This is a genomic window from Delftia sp. Lp-1 (assembly GCF_020523835.1).
In the GTDB taxonomy this organism is placed as follows: domain Bacteria; phylum Pseudomonadota; class Gammaproteobacteria; order Burkholderiales; family Burkholderiaceae_C; genus Comamonas; species Comamonas acidovorans.
Map to the genome: position 1 here is coordinate 820,347 of NZ_JAJALJ010000001.1, position 25,578 is coordinate 845,924.

Here is a 25,578-nt window from a genome sequence, read left to right on the forward strand (position 1 = left end):
CAGTGGTTTTCAGCCGTAGCGGATGCGGCCCTGCATTCGGTGCATGTGGGCGACAGGCCTGCGCCTTGTTCCAGCCTTTGCCGCCGAGCCCTGCCTGCAGCGCAGGGTTTTTCATTTGCAGCGTGTCATGCGGACAGCTCGCATCGCAGTGCTGAAAGCCTGCTCATTCCAAGAAAACAGCGGGCCATCTGAGCCCGACAGAAGGGATTGCCATGGGGGTGCTTCGCACGAAAGCGATCAGTGGGTTGCAGGGGGCTCCGGCGCACAGCCGGCCCTGGGGCCGGTGGGGTTTGGGCCTGCTGCTGGGATCGGTGGCGCTGACGGCGCAGGCCGTGGGCGTGCGCCAGTTCAGCCCGCAGGGAGAGGTGGCCAAGGTCGAGCAGGTGGTGGTGCAGTTCGATGGCACGGCCGTGCGCTTTGGCGACCCCAAGGCGGCCGCGCCGGTCACGCTCAGCTGCAGCGATGCGGCGGCCACCCAGGGCACGGGCCGCTGGAACAGCGACCGGGAATGGGTGTTCGACTTCAAGCAAGCCCTGCCGCCCGGCGTGCGCTGCACGGCCCAGCTGGTGGCCGGCTACAAGTCGCCTGCGGGCACGGCCGTGACGGGCGCTGCCAGCTACCAGTTCCAGACCGGCGGCCCGGCCGTGCTGGACATGGCGCCCGACACCTATGAACAGATCGACGAGGAGCAGTACTTCGCGCTGCGCCTGTCGGGCCCGGCCACCGTGCAAAGCCTGCAGCAGCACATGTGGTGCACGGCCGAAGGCGTGGGCGAGCGCATTCCCGTGCGCCTGATCGACGGCAAGGAGCGCGACGAGCTGCTCAAGCACCGCGGCTGGGACAAGGCCGCTGCCAAGAACCCGCTGCAGTACGCCACGCTGGCCTGCAACCGCCGCCTGACGGCGGGCACGACCATGAAGCTGGTTTTTGGCGCCGGCATCGCCACGCCCAATGGCGTGGCCAGCCGCCAGGACAAGCGCTTCGAGTACCGCGTGCGCGAGCCCTTCGCGGCCGAGTTCAGTTGCGAGCGCGAGAACGCCCAGGCCGCCTGCCTGCCGATCCGCCCCATGCGCCTGAACTTCAATGCCCCCGTGCCGCGCAAGCTGGCCGAGGGCATTCGCCTGAGCAGCGGCGCCTCCAAGGTGGCGCCCGTGATCGACGGCGAATACGGCGAAAAGCTCAGCGAGGATTCGCTGGTGCAGAACCTGAGCTTCCCGGCCACCATGCAGGCCCAGGCGCGCTACACGGTGGAGCTGCCTCCGCAGTTCAAGGACGCGGCAGGCCGCAGCCTGAGCAATGCCGACATGTTCCCGCTGCAGGTGGCCACGGGCGCGCTACCGCCGCTGGCCAAGTTCGCGGCCTCGCCCTTCGGCATCGTCGAGCGCTATGCAGAGGGACCGGACGGCCCGGCCCTGCTGCCCGTGACGCTGCGCAATGTGGAGTCCGAGCTGGCCACCAAGTCCCTGGATGCCAGCCGCGTGAGCACCAAGCAGCCCGGCAGCGATGCCGAGATCATTGCCTGGATGCGCCGCGTGGCGGACTACGAGTCTTCCGACATGGACCGCAAGCGCGCCTCGCGCGACATCAAGGGCCCGCTGCCGCCCGTGATCGACAACGAAAACCGCGACTATGTGCAGACGCGCATGCTGTCGCTGCTGGCCGGCCAGGGCGACGTCAAGACGCTGGAGCTGCCCAAGCCCGTCAAGGGCGATCCGCGCCCCTTCGAGGTGGTGGGCATTCCGCTCACGCCGGGCTTTCACGTGGTCGAGATCGCCTCGCCGCTGCTGGGCCAGTCGCTGCTCGATGAGCGCTACGGCTCGGCGCGCAGCATGTATGTGCGCACCTCCGCCCTGGTGACCAATCTGTCCGTGCACTTCAAGCTCGGCCGCGAGAACGCGGCCGCCTGGGTGACCACGCTGGACAAGGGCCAGGCCGTGGCCAATGCCAAGATCCAGGTCTCCGACTGCAATGGCAAGGTGCTGACCTCGGCCACCACCGACGCCAGCGGCGTGGCCCGCCTGGAAGGCCTGTCGCCTGAGCCGCCCCAGTGCACGGGCGGTGTCGGCTACCGCTCGCCTGCCTACTTCGTCAGCGCACGCGCCCAGGGCAAGGACGGCCAGCAGGAGCTGGCCTTCACCTGGAGCGACTGGCAGCGCGGCATCGAGTCCTGGCGCTTCAACGTGCCCACCAGCCGCAGCGCCCAGCGCGACGAGGTGGCCCACACCATCTTCGACCGCACGCTGCTGCGCGCCGGCGAGACCGTGTCCATGAAGCACCTGATGCGCACCCAGACCGGCATCGGCCAGGGGCAGGGCGGCTTTGCGCTGCCCGAGCAGCGGCCCACGCAACTGGTCATCACCCATGAAGGCAGCGGCCAGCAGTACACGCAGCCGCTGCAGTGGCGTTCCACGGGCACCGGCGGCCTGAGTGCGGAAAACAGCTTCTCCGTGCCCAAGGGCGCCAAGCTCGGCTCGTATTCCGTGGAGCTGCGCGGCGATGGCAACGGCTCGCGCGGGCGCAACAACCGCTTCGGCACGGGCAGCTTCCGTGTCGAGGAATTCCGCCTGCCCGTGCTCGAAGGCCGTGTGGGCCCCGAAGGCAAGCAGGCCCTGGTCGGCGTCTCCAGCCTGCCGGTGCAGGTGCAGGTGAACTACGTCTCCGGCGGCCCGGCCGCCAACCTGCCGGTGCGCGTGTCCGCCCTGGTGCGCTCCACCTGGATGGACCGCAGCGACTGGCAGGGCTTCAGCTTCTCGGCACCGCGCAGCGCCCAGGACACGGGCCAGAGCGATGACGAGGAGGCCACGGCCTCCCAGGACAGCAAGGTGGTGGCCGACAAGCTGCCCGTGACGCTGGACCGTGAAGGACTGGGCAAGCTCAAGATCGAGAACCTGCCCAAGCTGCGCGAGCCGCGCGAGCTGCTGATCGAGGCCACCTATGCCGACCCCAATGGCGAGGTGCAGACCCTGCGCAGCACGCAGATGCTGTGGCCCGCGGCCATCGTGGCCGGCGTGCGCGCCGAAAGCTGGATCACCACGGGCCGCAAGCTCCAGTTCCAGGCGCTGGCCCTGGGCGTGGACGGCAAGCCCCAGGCCGGCGTGCCGGTCAAGGTGGAGGCCATCTCCCGCGTCACCACCAGCAGCCGCAAGCGCCTGGTGGGGGGCTTTTACAGCTACGACAACCAGACCACGCTCAAGTCCATGGGCACGGTGTGCACGGGCAACAGCGATGCCCAGGGCATGGTGCAGTGCGAGGCCCAGCTGTCGCAGCCCGGCGAGGTCGAGCTGATCGTCACCGCCTCCGACAAGGATGGCCGGCCCGCCCAGGCCGCCTCCAGCGTCTGGGTCACGCGCCAGGGCGAACTGTGGTTCGGCGGCGAGGACCATGACCGCATGGACGTGCTGCCCGAAAAGCGCAGCTACGAGCCCGGCGAGACAGCGCGCTTCCAGGTGCGCATGCCCTTCCGCTATGCGACGGCCCTGGTCGCCGTGGAGCGCGAAGGCATCGTCAGCACCCAGGTCATGCAGCTCAATGGCCAGAACCCCACCGTGGAGCTGAAGGTCCAGCCCGACTGGGGCCCCAACGTCTACGTGAGCGTGCTGGCCCTGCGCGGGCGACTGCGCGAGGTGCCCTGGTACAGCTTCTTCACCTGGGGCTTCAAGGCGCCGCGCGAGTGGTGGAACGCCTTCTGGCACGAGGGCAAGGAATACATCGCGCCCACGGCCCTGGTCGACCTGTCCAAGCCCGCCTACCGCCTGGGCATGGCCGAGATCCGCGTGGGCACCAAGGCCCACCGCATCGACGTCAAGGTCACGGCCGACCAGGCCAGCTACCAGGTGCGCGGCACCGCCAAGGTCACCATCAGCGCCACGCTGCCCGACGGCAAGCCCGCCGCTGGCGCCGAGGTGGCGCTGGCGGTCGTGGACCAGGCCCTGCTGGAGCTCATGCCCAATACCAGCTGGCAGCTGGCCGACGCCATGCTGCGCCGCCGCGAGTGGGGCGTGCAGACCTCGACCGCGCAGATGGAGGTGATCGGCAGGCGCCACTACGGCCGCAAGGCCGTGGCCGCTGGCGGCGGCGGTGGCCGCAGCCAGACGCGCGAGCTGTTCGAGACGCTGCTGCTGTGGAATCCGAGCGTGGTGCTCGATGCCCAGGGCAAGGCCCAGGTCAGCGTGCCGCTCAACGACTCGCTGACCACCTTCCAGGTGGTGGCGGTGGCCGACCATGGCGTGTCGATGTTCGGCACGGGCCAGGCGCCCATCCGCACGGCCCAGGACCTGCAGATCATCAGCGGCCTGCCGCCGCTGGTGCGCGAGGAGGACCAGTTCCGTGCCATGGTCACGCTGCGCAACACCTCGGCCAAGGCCATGAAGGTGCAGGTCACGCCGCGTGCCACGCTGCTGGAGCTGGCAGCGCAGACCGTGGAGATTCCCGCGGGCGAGGCGCGCGAGGTGGCCTGGAACGTCACGGCGCCGGCCCAGCTGGGCCAGACCCGCGCCGAGGCGCTGATCTGGGAGATCGAGGCCCGCGACACCGCAGGCGGTGACAAGCCGGCCAGCGACAGGCTGAAGGTCAGCCAGCGCATCATCCCGGCCGTGCCGCTGACGGTGCAGCAGGGCACGCTGATGCAGGTCGATGGCAGCATCAACCTGCCCGTGCAACTGCCGGCCGATGCACTGTCCGGCCGGGGCGGCCTGCGCATGTCGCTGGCGCCCAAGCTGGCCGAAGGCCTGCCGGGCGTGCGCGACTGGTGGGCGCGCTATCCCTACAGCTGCCTGGAGCAGGTCACCAGCAAGGCCGTGGGCATGAGCGACGCCACGCTGTGGCAGTCCACGATGGGCCAGCTGCCCAGCTACCTGGACGGCGACGGCCTGGCCAGCTACTTCCCGCTGGCTGGCGACGGGTCGGGCCGTGCGGCCCGCGGCAGCGATACGCTGACGGCCCACCTGCTCAACCTCTCGGCACTGGCACAGGGCGTGGACAAGCGCTTCGTGCTGCCGGCGGCCGAGCGCGAGCGCATGGAAAACGGCCTGATCGCCTTCGTCGAAGGCCGCATCCAGCGCAGCTTCTGGAGCCCGCGCAAGGATCTGGACATGCGCAAGCTGGCCGCCATCCAGGCGCTGGCGCTGACGGGCCGCGCCAATCCGCGCATGCTCGACAGCATCACCATCGCGCCCAACGACTGGCCCACGCATGCCGTCATCGACTGGGTGGCCCTGCTCAAGCACATGCGCGAGCTGCCCCAGCGCGAACAGCAGCTGGCCCAGGCCCAGCAGATCCTGCGCGCCCGCCTGAGCTACCAGGGCACGCGCGTGGCCTTCAGCAACGAGCAGGACGACCAGTGGTGGTGGCTGATGCAGGGCCCCGAGGTCAACCTGGCCCGCCTGATGCTGGTCAACATGGACGACCCGACGTGGAAGGAAGAGCTGCCGCGCCTGGCCAACGGCTTCATCTCGCGCCAGAGCAACGGTGCCTGGGGCACGACCACGGCCAACCTGTGGGGCGCGCTGGCACTGCAGCGCTTCTCGCAGCAGTTCGAGGCCACGCCCGTGACGGGCGCCACCCAGGCGGCTTTGGGCGCGTCCCAGGCCCGCGTGGAGTGGAGTCAGGTCACGCGCATGCGCGCCAGCGACACCGAGGGCGCGGCCCACCAGGCGTCCAGCTTCGGCGCGACCACGGTGGTCGGCGGCCTGCGCAACAACACCATGTTCCTGCCCTGGAGCGCGGTGGGCGATGCCCGCAAGGGCCAGCTGACGGTGACCCAGCAGGGTACCGGCAAGCCCTGGCTCACGCTGCAGTCTGTGGCGGCCGTGCAGCTCAAGGCGCCGTTCAGCGCCGGCTACAACGTCACGCGCACGGTCAAGCCCGTGGAGCAGGCCGACAAGAGCCTGCCCGCAGGCCAGTACTCGCGCGGCGACGTGCTGCGCGTCACGCTGGAGGTGCAGGCCCGCACCGACATGACCTGGGTGGCCATCACCGACCCCGTGCCCACGGGCGCCACCATCCTGGGCGGCGGTCTGGGGCGCGACTCGGAGATCGCCTCGGGTGGCGAGCGCGCGGAAGGCGCGGGCTGGCTGGCTTATGAAGAGCGCAGCTTCGAGGCCTACCGCGCCTACTACCAGTACCTGCCCAAGGGCAATACGCGCGTGGAGTACACCGTGCGGCTGAACAATGCCGGCGACTTCGCGCTGCCGCCCACGCGGGTGGAGGCGCTGTATGCGCCCGAGATGTTCGGCGAGGTTCCCAACGCCCGCATCAAGGTGAGCGACAAGCGCTGATGCAGCGTTGATGGCGCCCTGACAAGGGGGCGGTCCTGCGACCTATGATGGCCGCGGGACCGCCCCTTTTTTTCATCACCCTCCGCTCCATGGCACAAGTCATTCTCTCTCCGGTTCCCGCAGGCAGCGCCCTGCAGGACCGCCTCAAGACCGCCTACTTCCACGACAGCTACCAGTTGCAATTGCCGGACGACGGCAGCAGCCCCATGGCGCTGTACCTGCGCTGCATGGGCCGCACGCCGGGCTGGATCGACTTTCTCATGCGCCTGCGCAACCGCGTGGTGGCGCCCTTCGGCATCAAGGACCTGGGCACGCTCAGCGGCGTCGATGCGCAGCGCCAGCCATCGAGCTACCGCGTGGGCGACCGCGCCGGCATCTTCCGTGTCCATGCCCTGAGCGACAGCGAAGTGGTGCTGGGCGACAGCGACCGGCACCTGGACGTGCAGGTCTCCCTCATGAAGCTGCCCCGGCCCGAGGGCCTGTCGTCGGCCACCTTCACCGTTGCCATGTCCACCGTGGTCCATGTGCACAACGCGCTGGGCCGTATCTACATGCTGGGCGTGGCACCGGCCCACCGCGTCATCGCCCCGGCCGTGGTGGCCAAGCTGGCCGGCTGACCTGGCCTGAAGGCAGCACGTCAGCAAAACGGAAGCCTTCAGGGCCTGCGTCCGACGCGCGCAGACGCGGCGAATCACGATACTTGCGGCCTTTGCCCGGCGGACATCCCCCGAGCAGGGAACGCGGCCCGCCCCACAAGGGCAGGGCCGCCACCATTGCGAATCGGTTCCCGGGCACACCATTGATCACAAGAGAGAGGGTATATGCCAGACACGACCACCGATCCCCGACCGGCGCCACCCGCGCCACCAGTGGCTGCGCCACCGGATACGCCGCAAGCGGCCACGCCATCGCCTGCAGAGCCTGCACCGCGCATCACGTTCTCGGGCCCCGTCGTCATTCCTTCCCTGCTGGTGCTGGGCCTGCTGCTGCTGTACTGCGGCCTCATGCCCGACAGCGCCGACCGGCTGTTCTCCAGCGCCCAGGACTGGGTGGTGGGGCACATGGACTGGTTCTATGCCGTCTCGGTCACGCTGTTCCTGGTCTTTCTGATCTTCGTCGCGTCCAGCCGTTTCGGTGATATCCGCCTGGGTCCCGATGATGCGGAGCCCGAGTTCAGCTTCATCTCCTGGACCGCCATGCTGTTCGCCGCCGGCATGGGCATCGGCCTGATGTACTTCGGCGTGGGCGAGCCGCTGCAGCATTTCCTCAAGCCGCCCACGGCCGTGCCTTCCACGCCGGCCGCCGCGCGCGAGGCGCTGCAGTCCACCTTCTTCCACTGGGGCTTCCATGCCTGGGCCGTCTACGGGACCATGGGCCTGGTGCTGGCCTATTTCGGCTTTCGCTACAACCTGCCGCTGACCATGCGCTCGGGCCTGTACCCGCTGCTGGGCAAGCGCATCAACGGCCCCATCGGCCACAGCGTGGATGCCTTCGCGCTGGTGGGCACCATCGCAGGTATCGCCACCACGCTGGGCTATGGCGCGCTGCAGCTGGCCGCCGGCCTGCACACCCTCACGGGATGGGACACCTCCACGGCGCTGTTCCGCATCTCGGTCATCGTCATCGTGGTCGGCCTGGCCGGGCTGTCGGCCGTCTCGGGCCTGGACAAGGGCGTGCGCCGCCTGAGCGAGTTCAACCTCGTGCTGGCCTTCATCCTGCTGGCCTTCGTCATCGTGGCCGGGCCCACGGTCTTCCTCTTCGAGGCGCTGAGCGAGAACATCGGCAACTACCTGTCTGGCCTGGTCCAGCTGTCGTTCCGCACCTTCGCCTACGAGCCGCCCAGCCAGGAAGGCTGGTTCGGCGGCTGGACCATCCTCTACTGGGCCTGGTGGATCTCCTGGTCGCCCTTCGTGGGCATGTTCATCGCGCGCATCTCGCGCGGGCGCACCATCCGCCAGTTCGTGACCGGCGTGCTGCTGGTGCCCACGGCCTTCAACCTGCTGTGGATGACGGCCTTCGGCAACAGCGCCATCTGGATAGACACCCACGTGGCCATGGGCGCGTTGGGGCAGACGGCCTCGAACGTGGATGCGCTGCTGTTCCGCTTCTTCGAGTACCTGCCCTGGTTCAAGCCCGTGGCCTGGCTCACCATCGTGCTGATCGCGGTGTTCTTCGTCACCTCGGCGGACTCCGGGGCCTTCGTGGTGGACAACATCGCCTCGCGCGGCCATGCGCGTTCGCCGGTCTGGCAGCGGCTGTTCTGGGCTGCCGTGCTGGGCGTGACGGCCATGGTGCTGATGCTGGCCGGCGGCCTCAAGGCGCTGCAGGCCATGACCCTGGTGGCGGCCCTGCCGGTGGCGGTCATCATGCTGGCCCTGTGCTACGGGCTGTGGCGCGGGCTGCAGGCCGACCGCGCGCACTTCTCGCCTGACCTGGCTCCGGCCACCAGCTTCTGGAGCGGCCAGCACTGGCGCAAGCGCCTGGAGCAGATCGTGCACCAGCCCTCGCGCGCCGATGTGCGCAGGTTCCTGGCCGGCGTGGTGCTGCCGGCCATGAACGAGGTGGCCGCCGAGATGCAAAGGCGCGGCGTGCAGGCCGTGGTCACCGAGGACCTGGATGGCGAGGGCGCCGTGCGCCTGACCGTGCCCGATCCCTCGCTGCGCGACTTCGTCTACGGCGTGCGCGCCACGCGCCGCACGGTGCCTACCTTCCTGGTGAGCGAGGCGGCCAGCGAGCAGGAGCGCCGCCATGTCTACGAGCCCATCACGTTCTTCGAGGACGGCCGCCTGGGCCACGACATCCAGTACCTGCGCAGCGAGGAAGTCATTGCCGACATCCTGCGCCACTACGAGCGCTACCTGTCGCTGAGCGCCGACCAGCGCACGCATCTGCTGAACCGGGCTCCGGGCCACAGCTGAGCCGTGCTGCGCAGTGCCGCCGTCGCGGCACCCCGGGCCTTTGGGTAAACACCGGGGTGCCAGCCGGCGGCCGCCTGCGGATACTGGGCGCTGCCATGCAGCTCGAATACTCTACCCATTCGCAGGAGCCACGCCATCGTTTCGACTACTGGCACGAGGTGGTCTGCCGCCACTGCATCCCGGCCGACAGCCACCGCGCGCAGGGGGATGGTGCCGGTCCCGGCGGCTTCGGGGCCACGCTGTCCGTGCGGTCCCTGGGACTGCTGGAGATCAGTGCCATGTCGGCGCCCAGCCACCGCTGGGTGCGCAACGCAGCCCACCTGCGCCTGCATGCCCGCGACGAGCTGTGGCTGGGCTATCTGCTCCAGGGCCAGGCTGAGGTGCGCCAGGGCGGGCAAGTGGCCCGGCTGAGTGCGGGCAATCTGGTGCTTTATGACGCCGCGCAGCCTTTCGAATTCTCGGTGGCGCCCCGCGATATCCTGCTGATGCGCATTCCGCGCAGCGAATTGTTGAATCGCTTTGCCCGTGCACCCTCGCACGCGGGCCGGGCGCTGCATGGCCATGCCCCGGCCGTGGCGCCGCTGCGGGCCATGCTCGGCGAGGCCATCGCCATGCCGCCTGCACCGCACGGTGATGCCTTGGCGCAGCGCTTCGGCATGGCGCTGCTCGACGTGCTGGCCCTGGCGCTGGAGATGCAGGAAATGGCCGTGCAGCCCCGCTCGGAAAGGGACCTGCACGGCCGCATCCAGGCGTTCATCCAGGACAACCTGGGCTCGCCCGAGCTGTCGCTGCAATGGCTGGCGCAGCAGCACAACGTCTCGCCGCGTACCGTGACGCGGGCCTTTGCGCGGCACAACCAGACGCCCATGGGCCTGGTATGGCAGCTGCGGTTGCAGGCCAGCCGCCAGGCCCTGATGCAGGGGCGCTGCTCCAGCGTGACCGAGGCGGCCTTCGCGCATGGGTTCTCCGATGCGGCGCACTTCAGCCGAGCCTTTCGCAAGGCGTTCGGCTGCACGCCCCGCAGCCTGCTGGCCGCCTGAGCAAGGTCGCTGTCCCTCACGAACAAGCGTGGGTGCCGCCGGCTCCCTAGCATGGGCCTGCCGTGCGTCCCGTGCGGCTTTTCCAGTGCAACAACGGTGGCGCCCCGGAGCCGGGCGCCGGGAGACATGCCATGAACGACAGCGAACTGCACCATCTCGAACTGCTGGAGGTGGGGCGCGAGATCCAGTCCCGCCGCATTTCCTCGGAAGAGGTGACCCGCCACATGCTGGCGCGCATCGAGGCCGTGGACGCGCGGCTGCACAGCTACGTGACGGTGATGGCGCAGCAGGCGCTGGAGGACGCCCACCGTGCCGACGCCGAGATCGCGCAGGGCCGCCGCCGCGGTGCGCTGCACGGCGTGCCGCTGGCGCTCAAGGACCTGCTGTGGACCCGGGGCGTCCCCACCACGCATGGAATGACGCTGCACCGCGACCATCGCCCCACGGAAGATGCCACCGTGGTGCGCAGGCTGCGCGAGGCCGGCGCCGTCATCCTGGGCAAGCTGCAGCAGACCGAAGGCGCCTTCGCCGACCACCATCCCGAGATCACTGCCCCCGTCAACCCCTGGGGCGCCCAGCTATGGCCCGGGGCCTCGTCCAGCGGCTCGGGCGTGGCCACGGCGGCGGGGCTGTGCTTCGGATCGCTGGGCACGGACACCGGGGGCTCCATCCGCTTTCCATCGGCCGCCAACGGCATCACGGGGCTCAAGCCCACCTGGGGCAGGGTGAGCCGCCACGGCGCCTTCGAATTGGCCGCGTCCCTGGACCACATAGGCCCGATGGCGCGCAGTGCCGCCGATGCCGCAGCCATGCTCGCGGCCATCGCCGGGGCGGACCCGCTGGACCCTACGGCCAGCCAGTGCAGCGTGCCCGACTATCTGGCCATGATGACGCGCGGATTCTCCGGCCTGCGCCTGGGCATGGACCGGCAATGGGCACTGGACGGCGTGGATGCCCCCTCCCGCCAGGCGGTGGAGCAGGCCCTGGCGGTGGCGCAGCGCCTGGGGGCCAGCGTGCAGGAGGTCCGGTTTCCCGATGCCGCCCAGGCGGTGGAGGACTGGCCGGCGCTGTGCGCGGTGGAGACCGCCGTGGCGCACGGCGCCACTTTCCCTGCACGGCGCGATGCCTATGGCCCCGGGCTCGCGGGGCTGATCGACCTGGGGCTGGGCCTGTCTGCCACCGACTACCAGCGGCTGCTGCTGCGCCGCGCGGACTTCACGGGCCGGGTGCGCGCACTCTTCGCTCAGGTGGACCTGCTGCTGGTCCCCGCCACGGCCTTTGCGGCCCCCACGCTGCAACGCATGGCGCATTTCGGCTCCGATGCCGAGCTGTTCTCGGGCATGCTGCGCTACACCTGCCCCTTCGACCTGACGGGCAGCCCCACGATCACGCTGCCCGGAGGACGCACTCCTGAGGGCGCGCCCGTGGCCTTCCAGTTCGTGGCTCCCGACTTCCGCGAAGACCTGCTGGTGCGCGCGGGCTGGGCGTTCCAGCAGGCCACGGACTGGCACAGACAGCACCCTGCTGCCTGAGCGCCCGAGCTGCCTGAGCCGCCAGTCCGGTGGCGCGACACGGGCCTGTCACACAGCCTTCCTAGACTGGCGTGATGTCCTTGATCGAGATGGAAGGTGTCGCCAAGTCCTGGGGCGGCACCACGGCACTGCAGGCGCTGGATCTGCGCATTGAACCCGGATCCTTTTGCGTGCTGCTCGGTCCCTCGGGCTGCGGCAAGTCCACCACGCTGCGCATCATCGCGGGCCTGGAAAGCGCCACGGCGGGCCGTGTGCGCATCGATGGGCAGGACGTCACCCACCTGCCGCCTGCACGGCGCGGCATTGCCATGGTGTTCCAGAACTACGCGCTGTTCCCGCACCTGACGGTGGCGCAGAACATCGGCTTCGGCCTGTCCGTGCGCAAGGTCCCGGCGGCCGAGGCGCGCCGGCGCATCGACGAGGCCGCCGCGCTGCTGGGCCTGGACGCGCTGCTGGCACGCCGGCCCGGCCAGCTGTCGGGCGGCCAGCAGCAGCGCGTGGCGCTGGGCCGTGCCCTGGTGGCCCGCGCCCGGGTCTGCCTGATGGATGAGCCCCTGTCCAACCTCGACGCCCAGCTGCGCCAGGAAATGCGCACCGAGCTGCGCGAGCTGCAGCGGCGCCTGGGCCTGACCGTGGTCTATGTCACGCACGACCAGGCCGAGGCCATGGGCATGGCCGACCAGGTGGTGCTGCTCAGCCAGGGGCGCGTGGAGCAGTGCGCCGCGCCCCAGGAGATCTACAGCCAGCCCGCCACCACCTTTGCCGCGCGCTTCATCGGCACGCCGGCCATGAACATCGCGCGCCTCGACGGCCTGCTCATCGCGGGCAGCCATGCCAGCGCCGCACCCGCCGGCCTGCAGCAGCCGGCCCAGGCGCGCTGGCTGGGCGTCAGGCCCGAGGACATGCGCCTGTCGCTCCATGGCGATGTCGGCAGCGGCCCCGTGGTCGCTGCCGACATCGAAAGCCTCGAATACCTGGGCGCCGACCTGGTGCTGCGCTGCCGCGTGGGCAGCGAACAACTGATGGTGCGCACCGCAGGCAGCCAGCTCGGCGGCCTGCAGCCGGGCCAGCTCGTGGGCCTGCGCTGGGCGCGCGAGGCCACGCATTTCTTTGACGAAAAGGGGCGGCGCTGCACGGCCTGAGGCCGAGGCACCGGCCCCCAATCCCTTCGCCGATTCACCGTTTCAGCCGTTTCAGCCGTTCCGGCTTTCGCACCCGAAGCACCTTCCAGGAGAGTCCGCCATGCAACGCCATGCCTTCCTCAAAACCCTCGCAGCCGCAGCCGCCCTGGCCGCCACGGGCCTGCTGAACACCGCCAGCGCGCAGACGCCGCTGGAGGTGCCGTTCTACTACCCCGTGGCCGTGGGCGGCCCCATCACCAAGGTGATCGACGGCTATGCGGCCGAGTTCAACAAGGCCCATCCGCAGTACCGGATCACGCCCGTCTATGCGGGCACCTACCAGGAGACCATCGTCAAGGCGCTGACGGCCCACAAGTCGGGCAAGCCGCCGGCCAGCTCGGTGCTGCTGTCCACCGACATGTTCACGCTGATCGACGAGGACGCCATCGCCCCCATCGACGACTTCGTGAAGACCGATGCCGACCGGGCCTGGCTCAAGGGCTTCTACCCGGCCTTCATGGCCAACAGCCAGACGGGCGGCAAGACCTGGGGCGTGCCCTTCCAGCGTTCCACCGTGGTCATGTACTACAACAAGGAAGCCTTCAAGGAAGCCGGCCTGGACCCGAACAAGGCGCCGCAGAACTGGAAGGAACTCAAGGAAGCCGCCCACAGGCTGACGAAGAAGGACGCCAGCGGCAAGGTCGTGCAGTACGGCATACAGATCCCGTCCACGGGCTTTGCCTACTGGATGCTGCAGACCCTGACCACGCCCAATGACGTGCTGCTGGCCAACGAGGCCGGCACCCAGGTCACGCTGGACAGCCCCCGGGTAGTGGAGGCGCTGGACTTCTGGGTGGGCCTGGTCAAGGAAGGCGTGCACCCGGCCGGCGTGGTGGAGTGGGGCACGACGCCCAAGGACTTCATGGAAAAGAAGGCCGCCATCATCGTCACCACCACGGGCAACCTGACCAATATCCGCGCCAATGCCAAATTCGACTTCGGCGTGGGCCAGATCGCAGGCAACGTGCGTAAGGGCTCGCCCACGGGCGGCGGCAACTTCTACCTGTTCAAGAAGGCGCCCCGGGAGCAGCAGGAGGCGGCCTTCCAGTTCATGAAGTGGGTCACCCAGCCCCCGCTGGCCGCGCAGTGGAGCATGGACAGCGGCTACGTGGCCGTCTCGCCCGCCGCCTATGACACGCCCGCGCTCAAGAAGTACGGCCAGGACTTCCCGCAGGCCCTGGTGGCGCGCGACCAGCTGCCGGTATCGGTGGCCGAGTTCTCCACGCATGAGAACCAGCGCGTGACCAAGGTGCTCAACGACGCCGTGCAGGCCGCCCTCAACGGCAGCAAGACCTCGGCCCAGGCCCTGCAGGATGCGCAAAGGGAGGCCGACCGCATCCTGCGCCGCTACAAGTGATGGCGCAGTGCCGCTGACCGCATGAGCTCCGCTCCCGCCTCCCTTGTCCGCGGCCGCCAGGCCGTCCATGCCTGGCTGATGCTGCTGCCGGCGCTGGTGCTGCTGGTGGCCTTCACGCACTGGCCGGCCGTGGCCACGCTGATCGACAGCCTGCATGCCACGCCGCGCGGCGGCCAGCCGGGGCCGTGGGTGGGGCTGGAGAACTACGCCGTCATGGTGGACGACCCGGTGTTCTGGCAGGCCGTGCGCAACAACCTGTGGTTTGCGGCGGCCACGATTCCGCTGTCCATGGCGCTGGCGCTGGCCATGGCGCTGTGGGTCAACGAGAGGCTGGCCGGCCGCGCCTTCGTGCGTATGGCGTATTTCACGCCCACGGTGCTGCCCATGATTGCCGTGGCCAATATCTGGCTGTTCTTCTACACGCCGCAGTACGGGCTGCTGGAGCAGCTGCGCGGCGCACTGGGCCTTCCCGCGCACAACTGGCTGGGCGATCCCTCCACGGCGCTGGCCTGCGTGACCGTGGTGGCGGTGTGGAAGGAGGCGGGCTTTTTCATGATCTTCTACCTGGCCGCGCTACAGACCCTCAACCCCAGCCTCAAGGAGGCGGCGGCCATCGAGGGGGCCTCGCGCTGGTACTTCCTGCGCCGCGTGCAGTGGCCGCTGCTGATGCCGACCACGCTGTTCGTGCTGGTCAATGCGGTGATCAATGCCTTCCGCCTGGTGGACCATCTCTTCATCCTCACGCGCGGCGGGCCGGACAACGCCTCCACGCTGCTGCTCTATCACCTCTACGAAGTGGGCTTCAAGTTCTGGGACACGGGCTATGCGGCCGCCATCACCGTGGTGCTGGTCGCCGTGCTGGCGGCCGTGGCGCTGCTGCAGTTCTTCGTGCTCGACAAGAAGGTGCACTACCAATGAGCGCCGCACCCATTGCCCCGCGCCATGCGCCGCCCGCGCTGTATGGCGCCACCTGGCTGGACACGCTGGCCGCCTGGCTGCTGGCCCTGCTGTGGATACTGCCGCTGGCCTATGCGTTCTGGACGGCCTTTCATCCGCCCGAATACTCGGCACGCTTCGACCTGGCAGCGCCCTGGACGCTGGAGAACTTCCGCCGTGCCTGGCAGGCCGCGCCGTTTGCGCGCTATTTCCTGAACACGGCCGTGCTGGTGGTCATGATCCTTGCGGCCCAGCTGGTGCTGGGCACGCTGGCGGCCTATGCCTTTGCACGCTACCGCTTTCGCGGCCAGGGCCTGGCCTTTGCCCTGGTGCTGGTTCAGCTGATGATCATGCCGGACATCCTGCTGGTGGCGAACTACCAGACCCTGTCGCGCCTGGGCGCCGTCGATACGCTGCTGGGCATCGGCCTGCCGTACTTCGCCTCGGCCTTTGCCATCTTTTTGCTGCGCCAGACCTTCCTGGGCATTCCCCGGGAACTGGACGAGGCCGCGCGGGTGGAGGGCGCCAGCACCCTGCAGATCCTGTGGCGCGTCTACGTGCCGCTGGCGCGGCCCGTGTACCTGGCGTTTGCGCTGGTGTCGGTGAGCTTTCACTGGAACAACTTCCTGTGGCCGCTGATCATCACCAACAGCGTGCAGGCGCGGCCGCTCACCGTGGGGCTGCAGGTGTTCTCCAGCGTGGAGTCTGGCGTGGAATGGGCCACCATCACGGCCGCCACGTTGATGAGCTCGGGCCCGCTGCTGGTGGCCTTCGTGCTGTTCCAGCGCCAGTTCGTGCAGAGCTTCATGCGTGCGGGGATCAAGTGAGGGCGGTGCTAAAGTTCCTTGTCCCAGCCTTTCACCCCGAGGTCCACCATGTCCGGTCCCGCATCCGCAGGTCTGTTCATCTACGCCAAGCAGCCTGACCGGCTGGCGCTGTTCTACATGGAGGTGCTGGCCATGCGCATGCTGCATCACACGAGCGAGCTCATGGTGCTGCAGTCGCCGGGCCTGCAACTGGTGCTGCACGCCATTCCCGAGGCGATTGCGCGGCACATCACCATCACCGAGCCACCCCAGCCGCGCGAGAACGTGGCCCTCAAATTCTTTGCCACCGTGACCAGCTTCGCGGCCGTCCGTCCCCTGGTCATCGCCCATGGCGGCCAGCTGTGGGAGCAGTCCTGGCAGGGGCCGGGCTTTCGCGTCTGCAACGCCATGGACCCCGAAGGCAACCTGTTCCAGCTGCGCGAGCCGCTGCCCGCATGATGCAGATCCTCACCTGGAACACCCAATGGTGCCTGGGCCTGGACGGCCGCATGGACCCGGAGCGCATCGTGGCGCATGCGCTGTCCATGGCCGATATCGACGTGCTGTGCCTGCAGGAAATCGCCATCCACTATCCCGGCCTGCAGGGCGCGCCCGGCGACCAGGTGGCGCAGATCCGCCAGGCCCTGCCCGACGGCTGGAAGGTCTTCTTCGGCGCCGCCGTGGACGAGTTCACGGCCGTGGGCCGGCAGCGCTTTGGCAACCTGGTGGCCACGCGCCTGCCGGTGCTGCAACTGGCCCACCACCGCCTGCCGTATCCGCACGATGGCGGCGTGCGCAGCATGCCGCGCTGCTGCACGGCGGCCACGGTGATGGATGCCGCGCTGGGCCCCGTGCGGGTGATGAGCACCCACCTCGAGTATTTCTCGCGCCGCCAGCGCATGGCCCAGGCGCTGGCGCTGCGTTCCCTGCAGATCGAGGCCCTGGGCCAGGCCGAGGCGCCGCCCCAGCCCGCCAGCGACGGCTCGCCCCAGCAGACCAAGCCGCATACGCCGCATGCCGTGCTCTGCGGCGACTTCAACTTCGAGCCGCATGAGGACGAATACGCCGGCCTGTCCGCCCCCTGGGCGGCCGGCGAGCAGGGAGCCCTGAGCGCCGGCCAGTGGCACAACAGCTGGAGCGTGCTGCACCCGGACCAGCCCCAGCCGCCCACCTTCCGGTTGTTCGACCGCCAGTGGGGCCCCGAGCCCGGCGCCTGCGATTTCGCCTGGGTCAGCGACAGCCTGCGCGGCCAAGTGCGTGGCTGGGCCGTGGACAGCGACACAAGGCTCTCGGACCACCAGCCCGTGCTGCTGCAACTGGATTGATCCAGGTCAGGGTCCGCCGCCAAGCCGGCCTTCGCCTACAGACAGTGTGGCGGGCCTGCTCCAAGGTCATGGGGACTGTTTTGAAGGAGCATCCATGAGCCCCAATCCACTGTCCACGATTCTTCACCGCACCTGGTGGGTGCTGCTGCTGCGCGGCCTGGTCGCCATCGCCTTCGGCGTACTGACCTGGGCGCAGCCGGCGGTATCGCTGGCGGCGCTGGTGCTGACCTTCGGCGCCTTCACCTTTGTCGATGGCCTGCTGGGCGTGTATTCGGCCATCCAGGGGCGCGACCAGATGCGCCATTGGTGGGTGCTGCTGCTGTGGGGCCTGGCCGGCGTGGTGGTGGGCGTGCTCACCGTGGTCGCGCCCGGCGTCACGGCGCTGGTGATGACGCTGTACATCGGCGCCTGGGCCCTGGTCACGGGCCTGCTGCAGATCGTGGCGGCCGTGCGGCTGCGCAAGGAGATCACGGGCGAGTGGCTGCTGATCCTGGGCGGCGTGCTGTCCGTGCTGTTCGGCGCCTTCGTGCTGGCCCAGCCGGGCGCGGGCATGATGGCCATGCTCTGGGTGCTGGCCACGTATGCGGTGGTCTTCGGCGTGCTCATGGTGCTGCTGTCCTTCAAGCTCAAGAAGGGCATACGCCATTCTTCCTGAGCCGCGGGTGCAAAGGCGGACAATGCCGGCTCCATGATCGAATCCCGGCGACCTTCTCCCTTCATGCGTCTTCCCCGCGCGGCCCTGGCGGCCGCGCTGCTGTTCGCGGCGGCAGGTGCCGCCCAGGCGCTGCCCAGCTTTTCCGAAGTCCGCGAAGGCCATCGTTCCTCCGAGACCGAACTGCTCTCGCGCGAGGGCGAGGTGCTGCAGCGCCAGCGCACCGACGCCAGCGTGCGCCGTGGCGACTGGGTGGCCCTGGCCGACATCTCGCCCGCGCTGCGCACGGCCCTGGTGCTCAGCGAGGACAAGCGCTTCTACGAGCACAGCGGCGTGGACTGGGCGGCCGTGTCCTCCGCCGCCTGGGGCAACCTCTGGAACCAGCGCACGCGCGGCGCCAGCACCATCACCATGCAGTTGGCGGGCCTGCTGGACGGCGACTGGCGCCAGGGCCCGGGCGGGCGCAGCGTGGTGCAGAAACTGGGCCAGACCGTGTCGGCCCAGGTGCTGGACCGGCGCTGGCGCAAGGACCAGATCCTGGAGGCCTACCTGAACCTGGTGCCCTTCCGGGGCGAGATCGTGGGCATCGATGCACTGTCGCGCACCCTGTTCGGCAAGGCCGCGCACGGGCTGGACGCGCGCGAGGCCGCCATTGCCGCCGCCCTGGTGCGTGCCCCCAACGCCTCGCCCGATCGCGTGGGCCGGCGCGCCTGCGGCGTGCTGCAGTCGCTGGCGCCCGAGGATGCGGCGGCGCGGGATTGCACGGCCATGGAACTGCTCACCGCCAGCGTGCTGCTGCGCCGGCAATGGGCGGCCAGCGAAGGCCAGGCCCCGCATCTGGCGCGCCGCCTGCTGGCCGAGCCGCAGTCCAAAGGCCAGGCCCGCGTGCGTTCCACGCTGAGCGCGCCCGTGCAGCGCTTTGCCGTGCAAAGCCTGCAGCAGCAACTGCGTGAGCTGCAGGGCCGCAACGTGGAGGACGGCGCCATCGTCGTGCTGGACAACGCCACGGGCGAGGTGCTGGCCTGGGTGGGCTCGTCGGGCGAATTGAGCCAGGCGGCCGAGGTGGACGGCGTCACGGCCATGCGCCAGCCCGGCTCCACGCTCAAGCCCTTTCTCTATGCCCAGGCCATTGCCGAGCGGCGGCTGACGGCGGCCTCGCTGATCGAGGATTCATCGGCCCACATTCCCACGCAGAACGGGCTCTACATTCCGCAGAACTACGACCGGCGCTTCAAGGGCTGGGTCTCGGCGCGCACGGCGCTGGCGTCGTCGCTCAACGTGCCTGCCGTGCGCACCCTGGTCATGGTCACGCCCGATGCCTTCTTCTCGCAACTGCAGCGCCTGGGCCTGCCGCTGCGCGAAAGCGGCGGCTACCACGGCTTCAGCCTGGCGCTGGGCAGCGCCGAGGTGCCGCTGCTGCAGCTCACCAATGCCTACCGCGCCCTGGCCAACGGCGGGCAACTGACGCCCGTGCGCTGGGCGGCGCAGCCCACGGGCGCGGGGTCCGCAGCGAAAAAGTCGGCTGCGCCCGTGCAGGCCATCGACGCACGCGCGGCCTTCATCGTGGGCGACATCCTGTCCGATCCCATGGCGCGCGCGCCCACCTTCGGCACGGACAGCGTGCTGGCCACGCGCTTCTGGTCGGCCGTCAAGACCGGCACCAGCAAGGACATGCGCGACAACTGGGCCGTGGGCTGGTCGCAGCGCTACACCGTGGGCGTGTGGGTGGGCAATGCGCGCGGCGAGGCCATGCACTCGGTCAGCGGCACCAGCGGCGCGGCACCTGTCTGGGCCGCCGTGATGGGTTTCCTGCATGCCCGCACACCCAGCCGCGCGCCCAAGGCACCGGAGGGTGTGCTGCAACAGGCGGTGCGCTTCGGCCCCGATGCCTCGGGCCTGCCGCTGGAGAGCGCACGCAGCGAGTGGTTCGTGGCGGGCACGCAGCAGAGCCTGTTCGCCATGGCGGGCAGCGGCCTGCCTGCCGCATCCGCATCGACACGCGGGACTTCGGCGGCCTCGCCCGTGCGCATTGCGCGCCCGGCCAACGGCACCATCCTCGCGCTGGACCCCGACATTCCGCCGGACCGCCAGCGCGTGCAGCTGTCGGCCCGGCCCTCGGGCACGGCCGCCACGCAGGAATGGCAGGATGCCAGCCTGCGCTGGCGCATGGTCAGCGCCGCCCCGCCCGGCGCGGCCGAGCCGCCGCCCAAGGAGATCGGCCGGGGTGCTGCCGCCGCCTGGATGCCCTGGCCCGGCCGCCACCGGCTGGAACTGGTCGATGCCAAGGGGCAGGTGCTGGACAGCGTGCAGGTGGAGGTGCGCGGCGCCGGCGTGGTGGCTTCGCGCGCGGGCGGGCGCTGATCAGGCGCCGGTCGTGATCACTGCGCAGCGCAGGGGCCCGCCGCACGGAAGCCCGCCGCAGTGAAGGCCACCAGCTCGTCGATCACATGCTCCACGGGGTCGGCGCGGTGGCCGCCGCCCAGCATGCGGCTGACTCGGCCGTTGTCGGAACGGATGTACATCATGGCGCCGTACATGCATTCCAGGCGCCACTGGAAATCGTGCTGCGACAGCTGCGGCAGAGCCTGGCGCAGCAGGGCCGCAAAGCGTTTGGCAGCCTCGTCGTAGGCGGCAAACACCACCTCCCTGACTGCCTGGTCGGGATCGACCGAGCACAGGGCCGTGACGCGGTTGAAGTCGGCCTCGCCCTCGCTGTGGGCGGCGCGCAGCGCAGGGGCGATGAAGGCCCGAAGAATGTCCTCCACGGCGGGCTGCGGCGACTGCTGCTCCAGCCTTTGCAGCAGCGCATGGCGCTGTCCGTTGACGGCCATCACGCGCTGCTCGAACAAGGCCTTGAGCAGGCCCAGCTTGTTGCGGAAGTGGTAGTGGATGGCGCCCGTGTCCACCTCGGCCAGCGCCATGACGGCGCGCAGCGACGTGCCCGCGTAGCCATGCCGCGCAAACAGCTGCTCGGCGGCTTGCAGAAGGCGTTCGCGGGCCTGGGCGCGGGGTTCCTCGGCCGCGGTGTCATCGGTGCTGGACGTCATGGCTGCGGATCATAGACAGCGCCAGGCCCTTGCCGCACCAAACCATGGCATGGTGGTGACATGAATTGATTCAGTCGACTGACTGAATTAACATGCGCAGCCATCACACAACGACAAGGAGACACAGCATGACCACCCGCAAGTGGCTCGGCGCCCTGATGGCGCTGGGCTGCACCCTGGCCACCGCGCAGGAGCCGTTCCCGTCGCGGCCGCTGACCCTCATCAACCCCTGGGCGGCGGGCAGCTCCACCGATGTGATGGCGCGTACGCTGGCCGAGGAATTCCGCAAGCAGCTGGGCCAGAGCGTGGTCGTGGTCTCGCGCGACGGGGGCTCGGGCGTGATCGGCATGAATGTGCTGGCCCAGGCGCCGGCCGACGGGCTGACGCTGGCCTTCACGCCCATGACCCCCATCACCGTGCAGCCCCACTACGTCAAGGGCCTGAAGCTGGGGCCCGACAGCGTGCAGCCGCTGTGCGGCGTGACGGAGAACATCCTGGGCGTCAGCGTGCGCGCAGACAGCCCTTTCAAGACGATAGGCGAGCTGGTGGCGGCGGCGAAGAAGGGCTCGCTGAGCTACGGATCGCCGGGACCGAACTCGGCGCCCTTCCTGGCCATGGACCAGCTGGAGCGCGACCAGGGCCTCAAGCTCGTGCATGTGCCCTACAAGGGCGATGCCGGCTCGATACAGGAATTGCTGGCCGGGCGGCTGGACTTCGTCAGCAGCATCGCGGCCTCGGCTGCGCCCCAGATACGCGCGGGCAAGCTGCGCCTGCTGGCCGTGGCCTCGGAGCGCCGCCACCCGGCCTTCCCCGAGGTGCCCACCTTCAAGGAACTGGGCATGGCGGTGCAGGAGGAATCGTTTGCGGGCCTGTTCGTGCCGCGTGGCGTGCCCGAGGCGGTGCTGGGCCGGCTGGACGCCGCCTGCGCCGCCGCCGCGCGGTCCGATGCCGTCAGGCAGGTGGCCCAGCGCGGCGACCAGGTGGTCTTCCACCAGGACCGCCGCCAGTGGGACCGGCGCATCCACGACGAATTCCGCAAACAGGGCGCAGCGGCCGAACGCCATGCGCAGTGACCTCCTTTCCGCCATCTCTTCATCCATGACCGATTCCAGCCTGCCCCCCATCCGCCGCGTGATCACGGCCAACGACGCACAGGGCCGCTCCTTCATTGCCGAGGACGGCGCCTCGCCCGCCGTGCGCCTGGTCGAGGAACGCCCCGGCTACCGCATCACCAACCTGTGGCGCACCGAGGCCTCACCCGCGCAGATCAATGCGCCCGACACCATTGCCATCCACCAGGGCGTGGCACCGCCGCCCTATGGCACGGTGCTGCGCGTCCTGGACATTCCGCCCGAACCTGCCGATCCGCAGGAGCTGGCGCGCGCCCTGCATGCCACCTTTACACGCATGTACGGCGACGCCCACCGCGACGTGCAGCCCGGCGAGCATCCGGGCATGCACCGCACGGATACCGTGGACTACGCACTGATGCTGGAGGGCGAGCTGGTCGCCATCCTGGACCGCAAGGAAACCGTGCTGCGCGCCGGTGACGTGCTCATCCAGCGCGGCACCAACCATGCCTGGGCCAACCGCTCGGGCCGGCCTGCGCGCATTGCCTTCGTGCTGGTGGCGGGCGAGCAGGGCTCCTGACTCAGGGGGCCTGGCCTGCCCATGCCGCCACGGCAGGGCGTGGCCGCACGAAGCGCTGCTCGATCACTGGCTCGCCCCATTGCTGGCCCGGCCATTCCTCGGCCAGGGTGAAGCCTGACGATTCGTAGAGCCGGCGTGCTGCATCCAGGCCCCGGAAGGTCCACAGCTGGGTGGCCTCGAAGGCCTGCTGGTCGCAGAACGCCAGGGCTTGCTGCAGCAGCTGGCGCCCCGTGCCGGCGCCGCGCAGGCCGTCTTCCAGGATGAACCAGCGCAGATGCGCCTGGCGGTCCTCGGGGTGCTGGCCCAGGTCCTCTCCATCGATGGCCACGGAGCCCACGATGCGGTCGCCGTCCAGCGCCGTCCACAGCTGGTTGCAGGGCTTGTCCAGCCGGCCTGCGAACTCGGCCAGGCCGCTGGCCACGCGGCTTTCGAAGAAGACGCCAAAGCCTGCGTGGCGCGCATAAAAGCGCGCATGCATGTCCACGATGCGGCCCAGGCAGCCGGGCCGGTATCCGGGCAGGACCTGTATCTGCGCGGGTACGGGCTGGGGCTCGGGCTGGGGCTCCTCCTGCCGGTGCGCCTGCAGCGCCCGGGCGTACAGTGCCAGCCCTTGGGCGACGGCCTGCTGCTGCGGCGCCTGCATGCGGTCCAGCGCCGCCGTCACCTGCTGGCGCCCGAAGGCCTCAATGGCGGCCAGCGTGCGCCGGCCCTTGGCGGTCAGGGCCAGCTGCTTGACGCGGCCATCCTCGCCATCGGCGGCTTCCTTCAGCTCGCCCGCCTCCACCAGCTTGCGCACCATGCGGCTGACGCTGGATTTCTCCAGCCCCAGGACCAGGGCCAGCTGCGAGGCTGCCATGCGCCCCTGTGCGCCGATCTCCAGGATGGCATGCACGGCCGAGGGCGGATAGTCCGTGGCCGCCAGCGTGGCCTGCATGAAGCCCAGCTCGCGCACCATCTGGCGCGAGGCGGCGCGGATGCCATCCACCAGGGAAAGATCGTGCTGCGGCATGGGTGCTCCTTGGGGTCGTGCAGGGTTTGAATATGGTTGCATGGTACAACCATAAATGCCACTGCGCATCTGTTGATGCAGCGATGCGTTCCCCAGGCGTAAAAAAGCCGCCCGGCGCATGCGGGCGGCTGGGGCCTGGCGCAGATGCGCAAGGCTCAATTGACCATCAGGCGGAACGGCCAGACATAGGCCTGCAGCGTCACGAAGATGCCCATCAGGCAGGCCAGGGCGACGGAGTGGAAGAACACGTAGCGCAGGATGTCGCCCTCATGGTTGAACCAGCGCGTGGCCGTTGAGGCGACGACGATGGACTGCGCATCGATCATCTTGCCCATCACGCCCCCCGAGCTGTTGGCCGCGCCCATGAGGTTGGGCGACAGGCCCAGCTGCTCGGCCGCCACCTTCTGCATGCCGCCGAACAGCACGTTCGATGCCGTGTCCGAACCCGTCAGCGCCACGCCCAGCCAGCCCATCAGGGTGCCGAAGAAGGGGTAGAACACGCCCGTGTTGGCGAAGGCCAGGCCCAGCGTGGTGTCCGTGCCCGAGTAGCGCGTCAGCGTGCCCAGGGCCAGCATCAGCACGATGGTGATGAGCGAATAGCGCACCAGCCAGATGGTGCGCACGAACTGGCTGACCAGCTGCACGGGGTTGTACTTCATGACCAGGCCGCCCACGATGGCCGACAGCAGGATGCCCGTGCCCGTGGCCGACAGCAGGTTCAGCGTGTAGATGGCGCCTTCCTTGGTGGGCTGGCGCACGACGGGCGGTACCTTCTCGATCAGGTTGTGCAGGCCTTCCATGGGGAAGGCCGGGGCGAACAGGCCGTTGAGCGCGGCCTTGACCGAAGGCAGGCCCCAGATGAAGACGAAGACCGTGAGGATGGCCCAGGGCGTCCAGGCGCGGATCACGTCGGCGCGCGGATGCTGGGTCACGGCGCGGGGCGCCTGGGCTTCGCCGCCGCTGTTCTCATGGCCCTTGAGCGAGGTCGAGCGCCAGATGGTCCTGGGCTGCCACATGCGCAGGAAGCCGACCGTGCAGACCATGGAGACGATGGCCGCGATGATGTCCACCAGTTCGGGGCCGATGAAGTTGGACACCAGGTACTGCGGAATGGCGAAGGACACGCCGGTCACCAAAATGATGGGCCAGATCTCCATCATGGCCTTGCGCCCGGCAAAGGCCCAGATCAGCCAGAACGGCACCAGCACCGAGAAGAACGGCAGCTGGCGGCCGACCATGGCGGTGACCTCCATCAGGTCGTAGCCGTGCACCTTGGCCAGCGTGATCACCGGCGTGCCCAGCGCGCCGAAGGCCACGGGCGCGGTATTGGCGATCAGCGACAGGCCCGAGGCGGCCAGCGGCGAAAAGCCCAGGCCGATGAGGATGGCCGCCGTCACGGCCACGGGCGTGCCGAAGCCGGCCGCACCCTCGAAGAAGGCGCCGAAGGCGAAGGCGATCAGCAGCAGCTGGATGCGCCTGTCCTCGGTGATGCCGGCAATGGAGTCCTGCAGGATCTTGAAGCTGCCGTTCTTCTCGGTCAGCTGGTGCAGGAAGATGATGTTCAGGACGATCCAGCCGATGGGCAGCAGCCCCGTGAAGCCGCCGAACAGCGCCGCGCGCCCGGCCATGCCTGCCGGCATGTTGTAGACGAAGACCGCGATCACCAGCGCCGCAATCAGCCCGGCGCCGGCCGCCAGGTGGGCCTTCATGTGCAAAAAGCCCAATCCCACCAGCATGACCACGACCGGGATGGCCGCGAGCAGTGTGGACAGCCACATGTTGGAAAGAGGGTCGTAGACCTGCTGCCAAACCATAGGAGCGTCTCCTGAAGAGTTTTTAGGATGTTGTGC

Annotated in this window: 18 protein-coding genes; 15 read left to right on the plus strand and 3 right to left on the minus strand. The window is 69.3% G+C overall.

Going from position 1 to position 25,578, the window contains the following annotated elements; genetic code table 11:
- The first annotated feature begins 212 nt into the window (after positions 1-212).
- From LGR64_RS03585 to pbpC, 13 genes are all read left to right on the plus strand, one after another.
- Positions 213-6,275 carry an alpha-2-macroglobulin family protein gene (locus tag LGR64_RS03585; protein ID WP_230354984.1) on the plus strand — a complete coding sequence of 2,021 codons (6,063 nt, stop codon included), beginning with the start codon at positions 213-215 and terminating at the stop codon, positions 6,273-6,275.
- Positions 6,276-6,364: 89 nt separating this feature from the next.
- The gene (locus tag LGR64_RS03590) at positions 6,365-6,892 is read left to right on the plus strand and encodes a DUF2867 domain-containing protein (RefSeq protein ID WP_096913835.1); all 528 of its coding nucleotides are present in this window, start codon (positions 6,365-6,367) and stop codon (positions 6,890-6,892) included.
- Positions 6,893-7,096: 204 nt separating this feature from the next.
- On the plus strand, positions 7,097-9,193 hold the full coding sequence (locus tag LGR64_RS03595; protein ID WP_230354985.1) for a BCCT family transporter: 2,097 nt from the start codon (positions 7,097-7,099) through the stop codon (positions 9,191-9,193).
- Positions 9,194-9,288: 95 nt separating this feature from the next.
- On the plus strand, positions 9,289-10,233 hold the full coding sequence (locus tag LGR64_RS03600; protein ID WP_065345626.1) for a helix-turn-helix domain-containing protein: 945 nt from the start codon (positions 9,289-9,291) through the stop codon (positions 10,231-10,233).
- 131 nt (positions 10,234-10,364) lie between these two features.
- Positions 10,365-11,765: an amidase gene (locus LGR64_RS03605; protein ID WP_230354986.1), complete on the plus strand. Its 1,401-nt coding sequence runs from the start codon at positions 10,365-10,367 to the stop codon at positions 11,763-11,765.
- A gap of 74 nt (positions 11,766-11,839) precedes the next feature.
- A complete protein-coding gene (locus tag LGR64_RS03610) occupies positions 11,840-12,907 on the plus strand; it encodes an ABC transporter ATP-binding protein (RefSeq protein WP_230354987.1) in 1,068 nt (355 codons plus the stop codon).
- A 100-nt stretch (positions 12,908-13,007) separates the two neighbouring features.
- Positions 13,008-14,303: an ABC transporter substrate-binding protein gene (locus LGR64_RS03615; protein ID WP_230354988.1), complete on the plus strand. Its 1,296-nt coding sequence runs from the start codon at positions 13,008-13,010 to the stop codon at positions 14,301-14,303.
- 21 nt (positions 14,304-14,324) lie between these two features.
- The gene (locus tag LGR64_RS03620; protein ID WP_043821441.1) at positions 14,325-15,221 is read left to right on the plus strand and encodes a carbohydrate ABC transporter permease; all 897 of its coding nucleotides are present in this window, start codon (positions 14,325-14,327) and stop codon (positions 15,219-15,221) included.
- Positions 15,218-16,066 carry a carbohydrate ABC transporter permease gene (locus LGR64_RS03625; protein WP_012207102.1) on the plus strand — a complete coding sequence of 283 codons (849 nt, stop codon included), beginning with the start codon at positions 15,218-15,220 and terminating at the stop codon, positions 16,064-16,066. The genes LGR64_RS03620 and LGR64_RS03625 overlap by 4 nt, the downstream gene beginning before the upstream one ends.
- A gap of 48 nt (positions 16,067-16,114) precedes the next feature.
- Positions 16,115-16,504 (plus strand): VOC family protein, encoded by a 390-nt coding sequence (locus LGR64_RS03630; RefSeq protein ID WP_230354989.1) that lies wholly within the window; start codon positions 16,115-16,117, stop codon positions 16,502-16,504.
- A complete protein-coding gene (locus LGR64_RS03635) occupies positions 16,501-17,370 on the plus strand; it encodes an endonuclease/exonuclease/phosphatase family protein (RefSeq protein ID WP_230354990.1) in 870 nt (289 codons plus the stop codon). Before LGR64_RS03630 ends, LGR64_RS03635 begins: the two co-directional genes overlap by 4 nt.
- Before the next feature lie 94 nt (positions 17,371-17,464).
- Entirely contained in the window at positions 17,465-18,025 is a 561-nt protein-coding gene (locus LGR64_RS03640; RefSeq protein ID WP_012207099.1) for an HdeD family acid-resistance protein, read from the plus strand.
- Positions 18,026-18,058: 33 nt separating this feature from the next.
- Positions 18,059-20,383 carry a penicillin-binding protein 1C gene (gene pbpC, locus LGR64_RS03645; protein ID WP_442873796.1) on the plus strand — a complete coding sequence of 775 codons (2,325 nt, stop codon included), beginning with the start codon at positions 18,059-18,061 and terminating at the stop codon, positions 20,381-20,383.
- Between the two features lie 17 nt (positions 20,384-20,400).
- On the opposite strand, the gene LGR64_RS03650 is transcribed toward pbpC, so the two are convergent.
- The gene (locus tag LGR64_RS03650; RefSeq protein WP_043821450.1) at positions 20,401-21,069 is read right to left on the minus strand and encodes a TetR/AcrR family transcriptional regulator; all 669 of its coding nucleotides are present in this window, start codon (positions 21,067-21,069) and stop codon (positions 20,401-20,403) included.
- Between the two features lie 128 nt (positions 21,070-21,197).
- Between LGR64_RS03650 and LGR64_RS03655 the strand changes: the two genes are divergently transcribed.
- Together LGR64_RS03655 and LGR64_RS03660 are read left to right on the plus strand one after the other, a co-directional pair.
- Positions 21,198-22,142, plus strand: coding sequence for a tripartite tricarboxylate transporter substrate binding protein (locus tag LGR64_RS03655; RefSeq protein WP_012207096.1), 945 nt, complete (start codon positions 21,198-21,200; stop codon positions 22,140-22,142).
- A gap of 25 nt (positions 22,143-22,167) precedes the next feature.
- Complete coding sequence (locus tag LGR64_RS03660) at positions 22,168-22,719, plus strand: cupin domain-containing protein (protein ID WP_230354992.1); 552 nt, start codon at positions 22,168-22,170, stop codon at positions 22,717-22,719.
- A gap of 1 nt (position 22,720) precedes the next feature.
- On the opposite strand, the gene LGR64_RS03665 is transcribed toward LGR64_RS03660, so the two are convergent.
- Together LGR64_RS03665 and LGR64_RS03670 are read right to left on the minus strand one after the other, a co-directional pair.
- Positions 22,721-23,728 (minus strand): bifunctional helix-turn-helix transcriptional regulator/GNAT family N-acetyltransferase, encoded by a 1,008-nt coding sequence (locus LGR64_RS03665; RefSeq protein ID WP_230354993.1) that lies wholly within the window; start codon positions 23,726-23,728, stop codon positions 22,721-22,723.
- 155 nt (positions 23,729-23,883) lie between these two features.
- Entirely contained in the window at positions 23,884-25,542 is a 1,659-nt protein-coding gene (locus tag LGR64_RS03670; protein WP_013800968.1) for an L-lactate permease, read from the minus strand.
- Between the last annotated feature and the right edge of the window lie 36 nt (positions 25,543-25,578).

Bases quoted from the DNA above. Each gene is read 5' to 3' on its own strand.
- LGR64_RS03585 (WP_230354984.1), top strand. From the start codon at position 213: ATGGGGGTGCTTCGCACGAAAGCGATCAGTGGGTTGCAGGGGGCTCCG.
- LGR64_RS03590 (WP_096913835.1), top strand. From the start codon at position 6,365: ATGGCACAAGTCATTCTCTCTCCGGTTCCCGCAGGCAGCGCCCTGCAG.
- LGR64_RS03595 (WP_230354985.1), top strand. From the start codon at position 7,097: ATGCCAGACACGACCACCGATCCCCGACCGGCGCCACCCGCGCCACCA.
- LGR64_RS03600 (WP_065345626.1), top strand. From the start codon at position 9,289: ATGCAGCTCGAATACTCTACCCATTCGCAGGAGCCACGCCATCGTTTC.
- LGR64_RS03605 (WP_230354986.1), top strand. From the start codon at position 10,365: ATGAACGACAGCGAACTGCACCATCTCGAACTGCTGGAGGTGGGGCGC.
- LGR64_RS03610 (WP_230354987.1), top strand. From the start codon at position 11,840: ATGTCCTTGATCGAGATGGAAGGTGTCGCCAAGTCCTGGGGCGGCACC.
- LGR64_RS03615 (WP_230354988.1), top strand. From the start codon at position 13,008: ATGCAACGCCATGCCTTCCTCAAAACCCTCGCAGCCGCAGCCGCCCTG.
- LGR64_RS03620 (WP_043821441.1), top strand. From the start codon at position 14,325: ATGAGCTCCGCTCCCGCCTCCCTTGTCCGCGGCCGCCAGGCCGTCCAT.
- LGR64_RS03625 (WP_012207102.1), top strand. From the start codon at position 15,218: ATGAGCGCCGCACCCATTGCCCCGCGCCATGCGCCGCCCGCGCTGTAT.
- LGR64_RS03630 (WP_230354989.1), top strand. From the start codon at position 16,115: ATGTCCGGTCCCGCATCCGCAGGTCTGTTCATCTACGCCAAGCAGCCT.
- LGR64_RS03635 (WP_230354990.1), top strand. From the start codon at position 16,501: ATGATGCAGATCCTCACCTGGAACACCCAATGGTGCCTGGGCCTGGAC.
- LGR64_RS03640 (WP_012207099.1), top strand. From the start codon at position 17,465: ATGAGCCCCAATCCACTGTCCACGATTCTTCACCGCACCTGGTGGGTG.
- pbpC (WP_442873796.1), top strand. From the start codon at position 18,059: ATGATCGAATCCCGGCGACCTTCTCCCTTCATGCGTCTTCCCCGCGCG.
- LGR64_RS03650 (WP_043821450.1), bottom strand. From the start codon at position 21,069: ATGACGTCCAGCACCGATGACACCGCGGCCGAGGAACCCCGCGCCCAG.
- LGR64_RS03655 (WP_012207096.1), top strand. From the start codon at position 21,198: ATGACCACCCGCAAGTGGCTCGGCGCCCTGATGGCGCTGGGCTGCACC.
- LGR64_RS03660 (WP_230354992.1), top strand. From the start codon at position 22,168: ATGACCGATTCCAGCCTGCCCCCCATCCGCCGCGTGATCACGGCCAAC.
- LGR64_RS03665 (WP_230354993.1), bottom strand. From the start codon at position 23,728: ATGCCGCAGCACGATCTTTCCCTGGTGGATGGCATCCGCGCCGCCTCG.
- LGR64_RS03670 (WP_013800968.1), bottom strand. From the start codon at position 25,542: ATGGTTTGGCAGCAGGTCTACGACCCTCTTTCCAACATGTGGCTGTCC.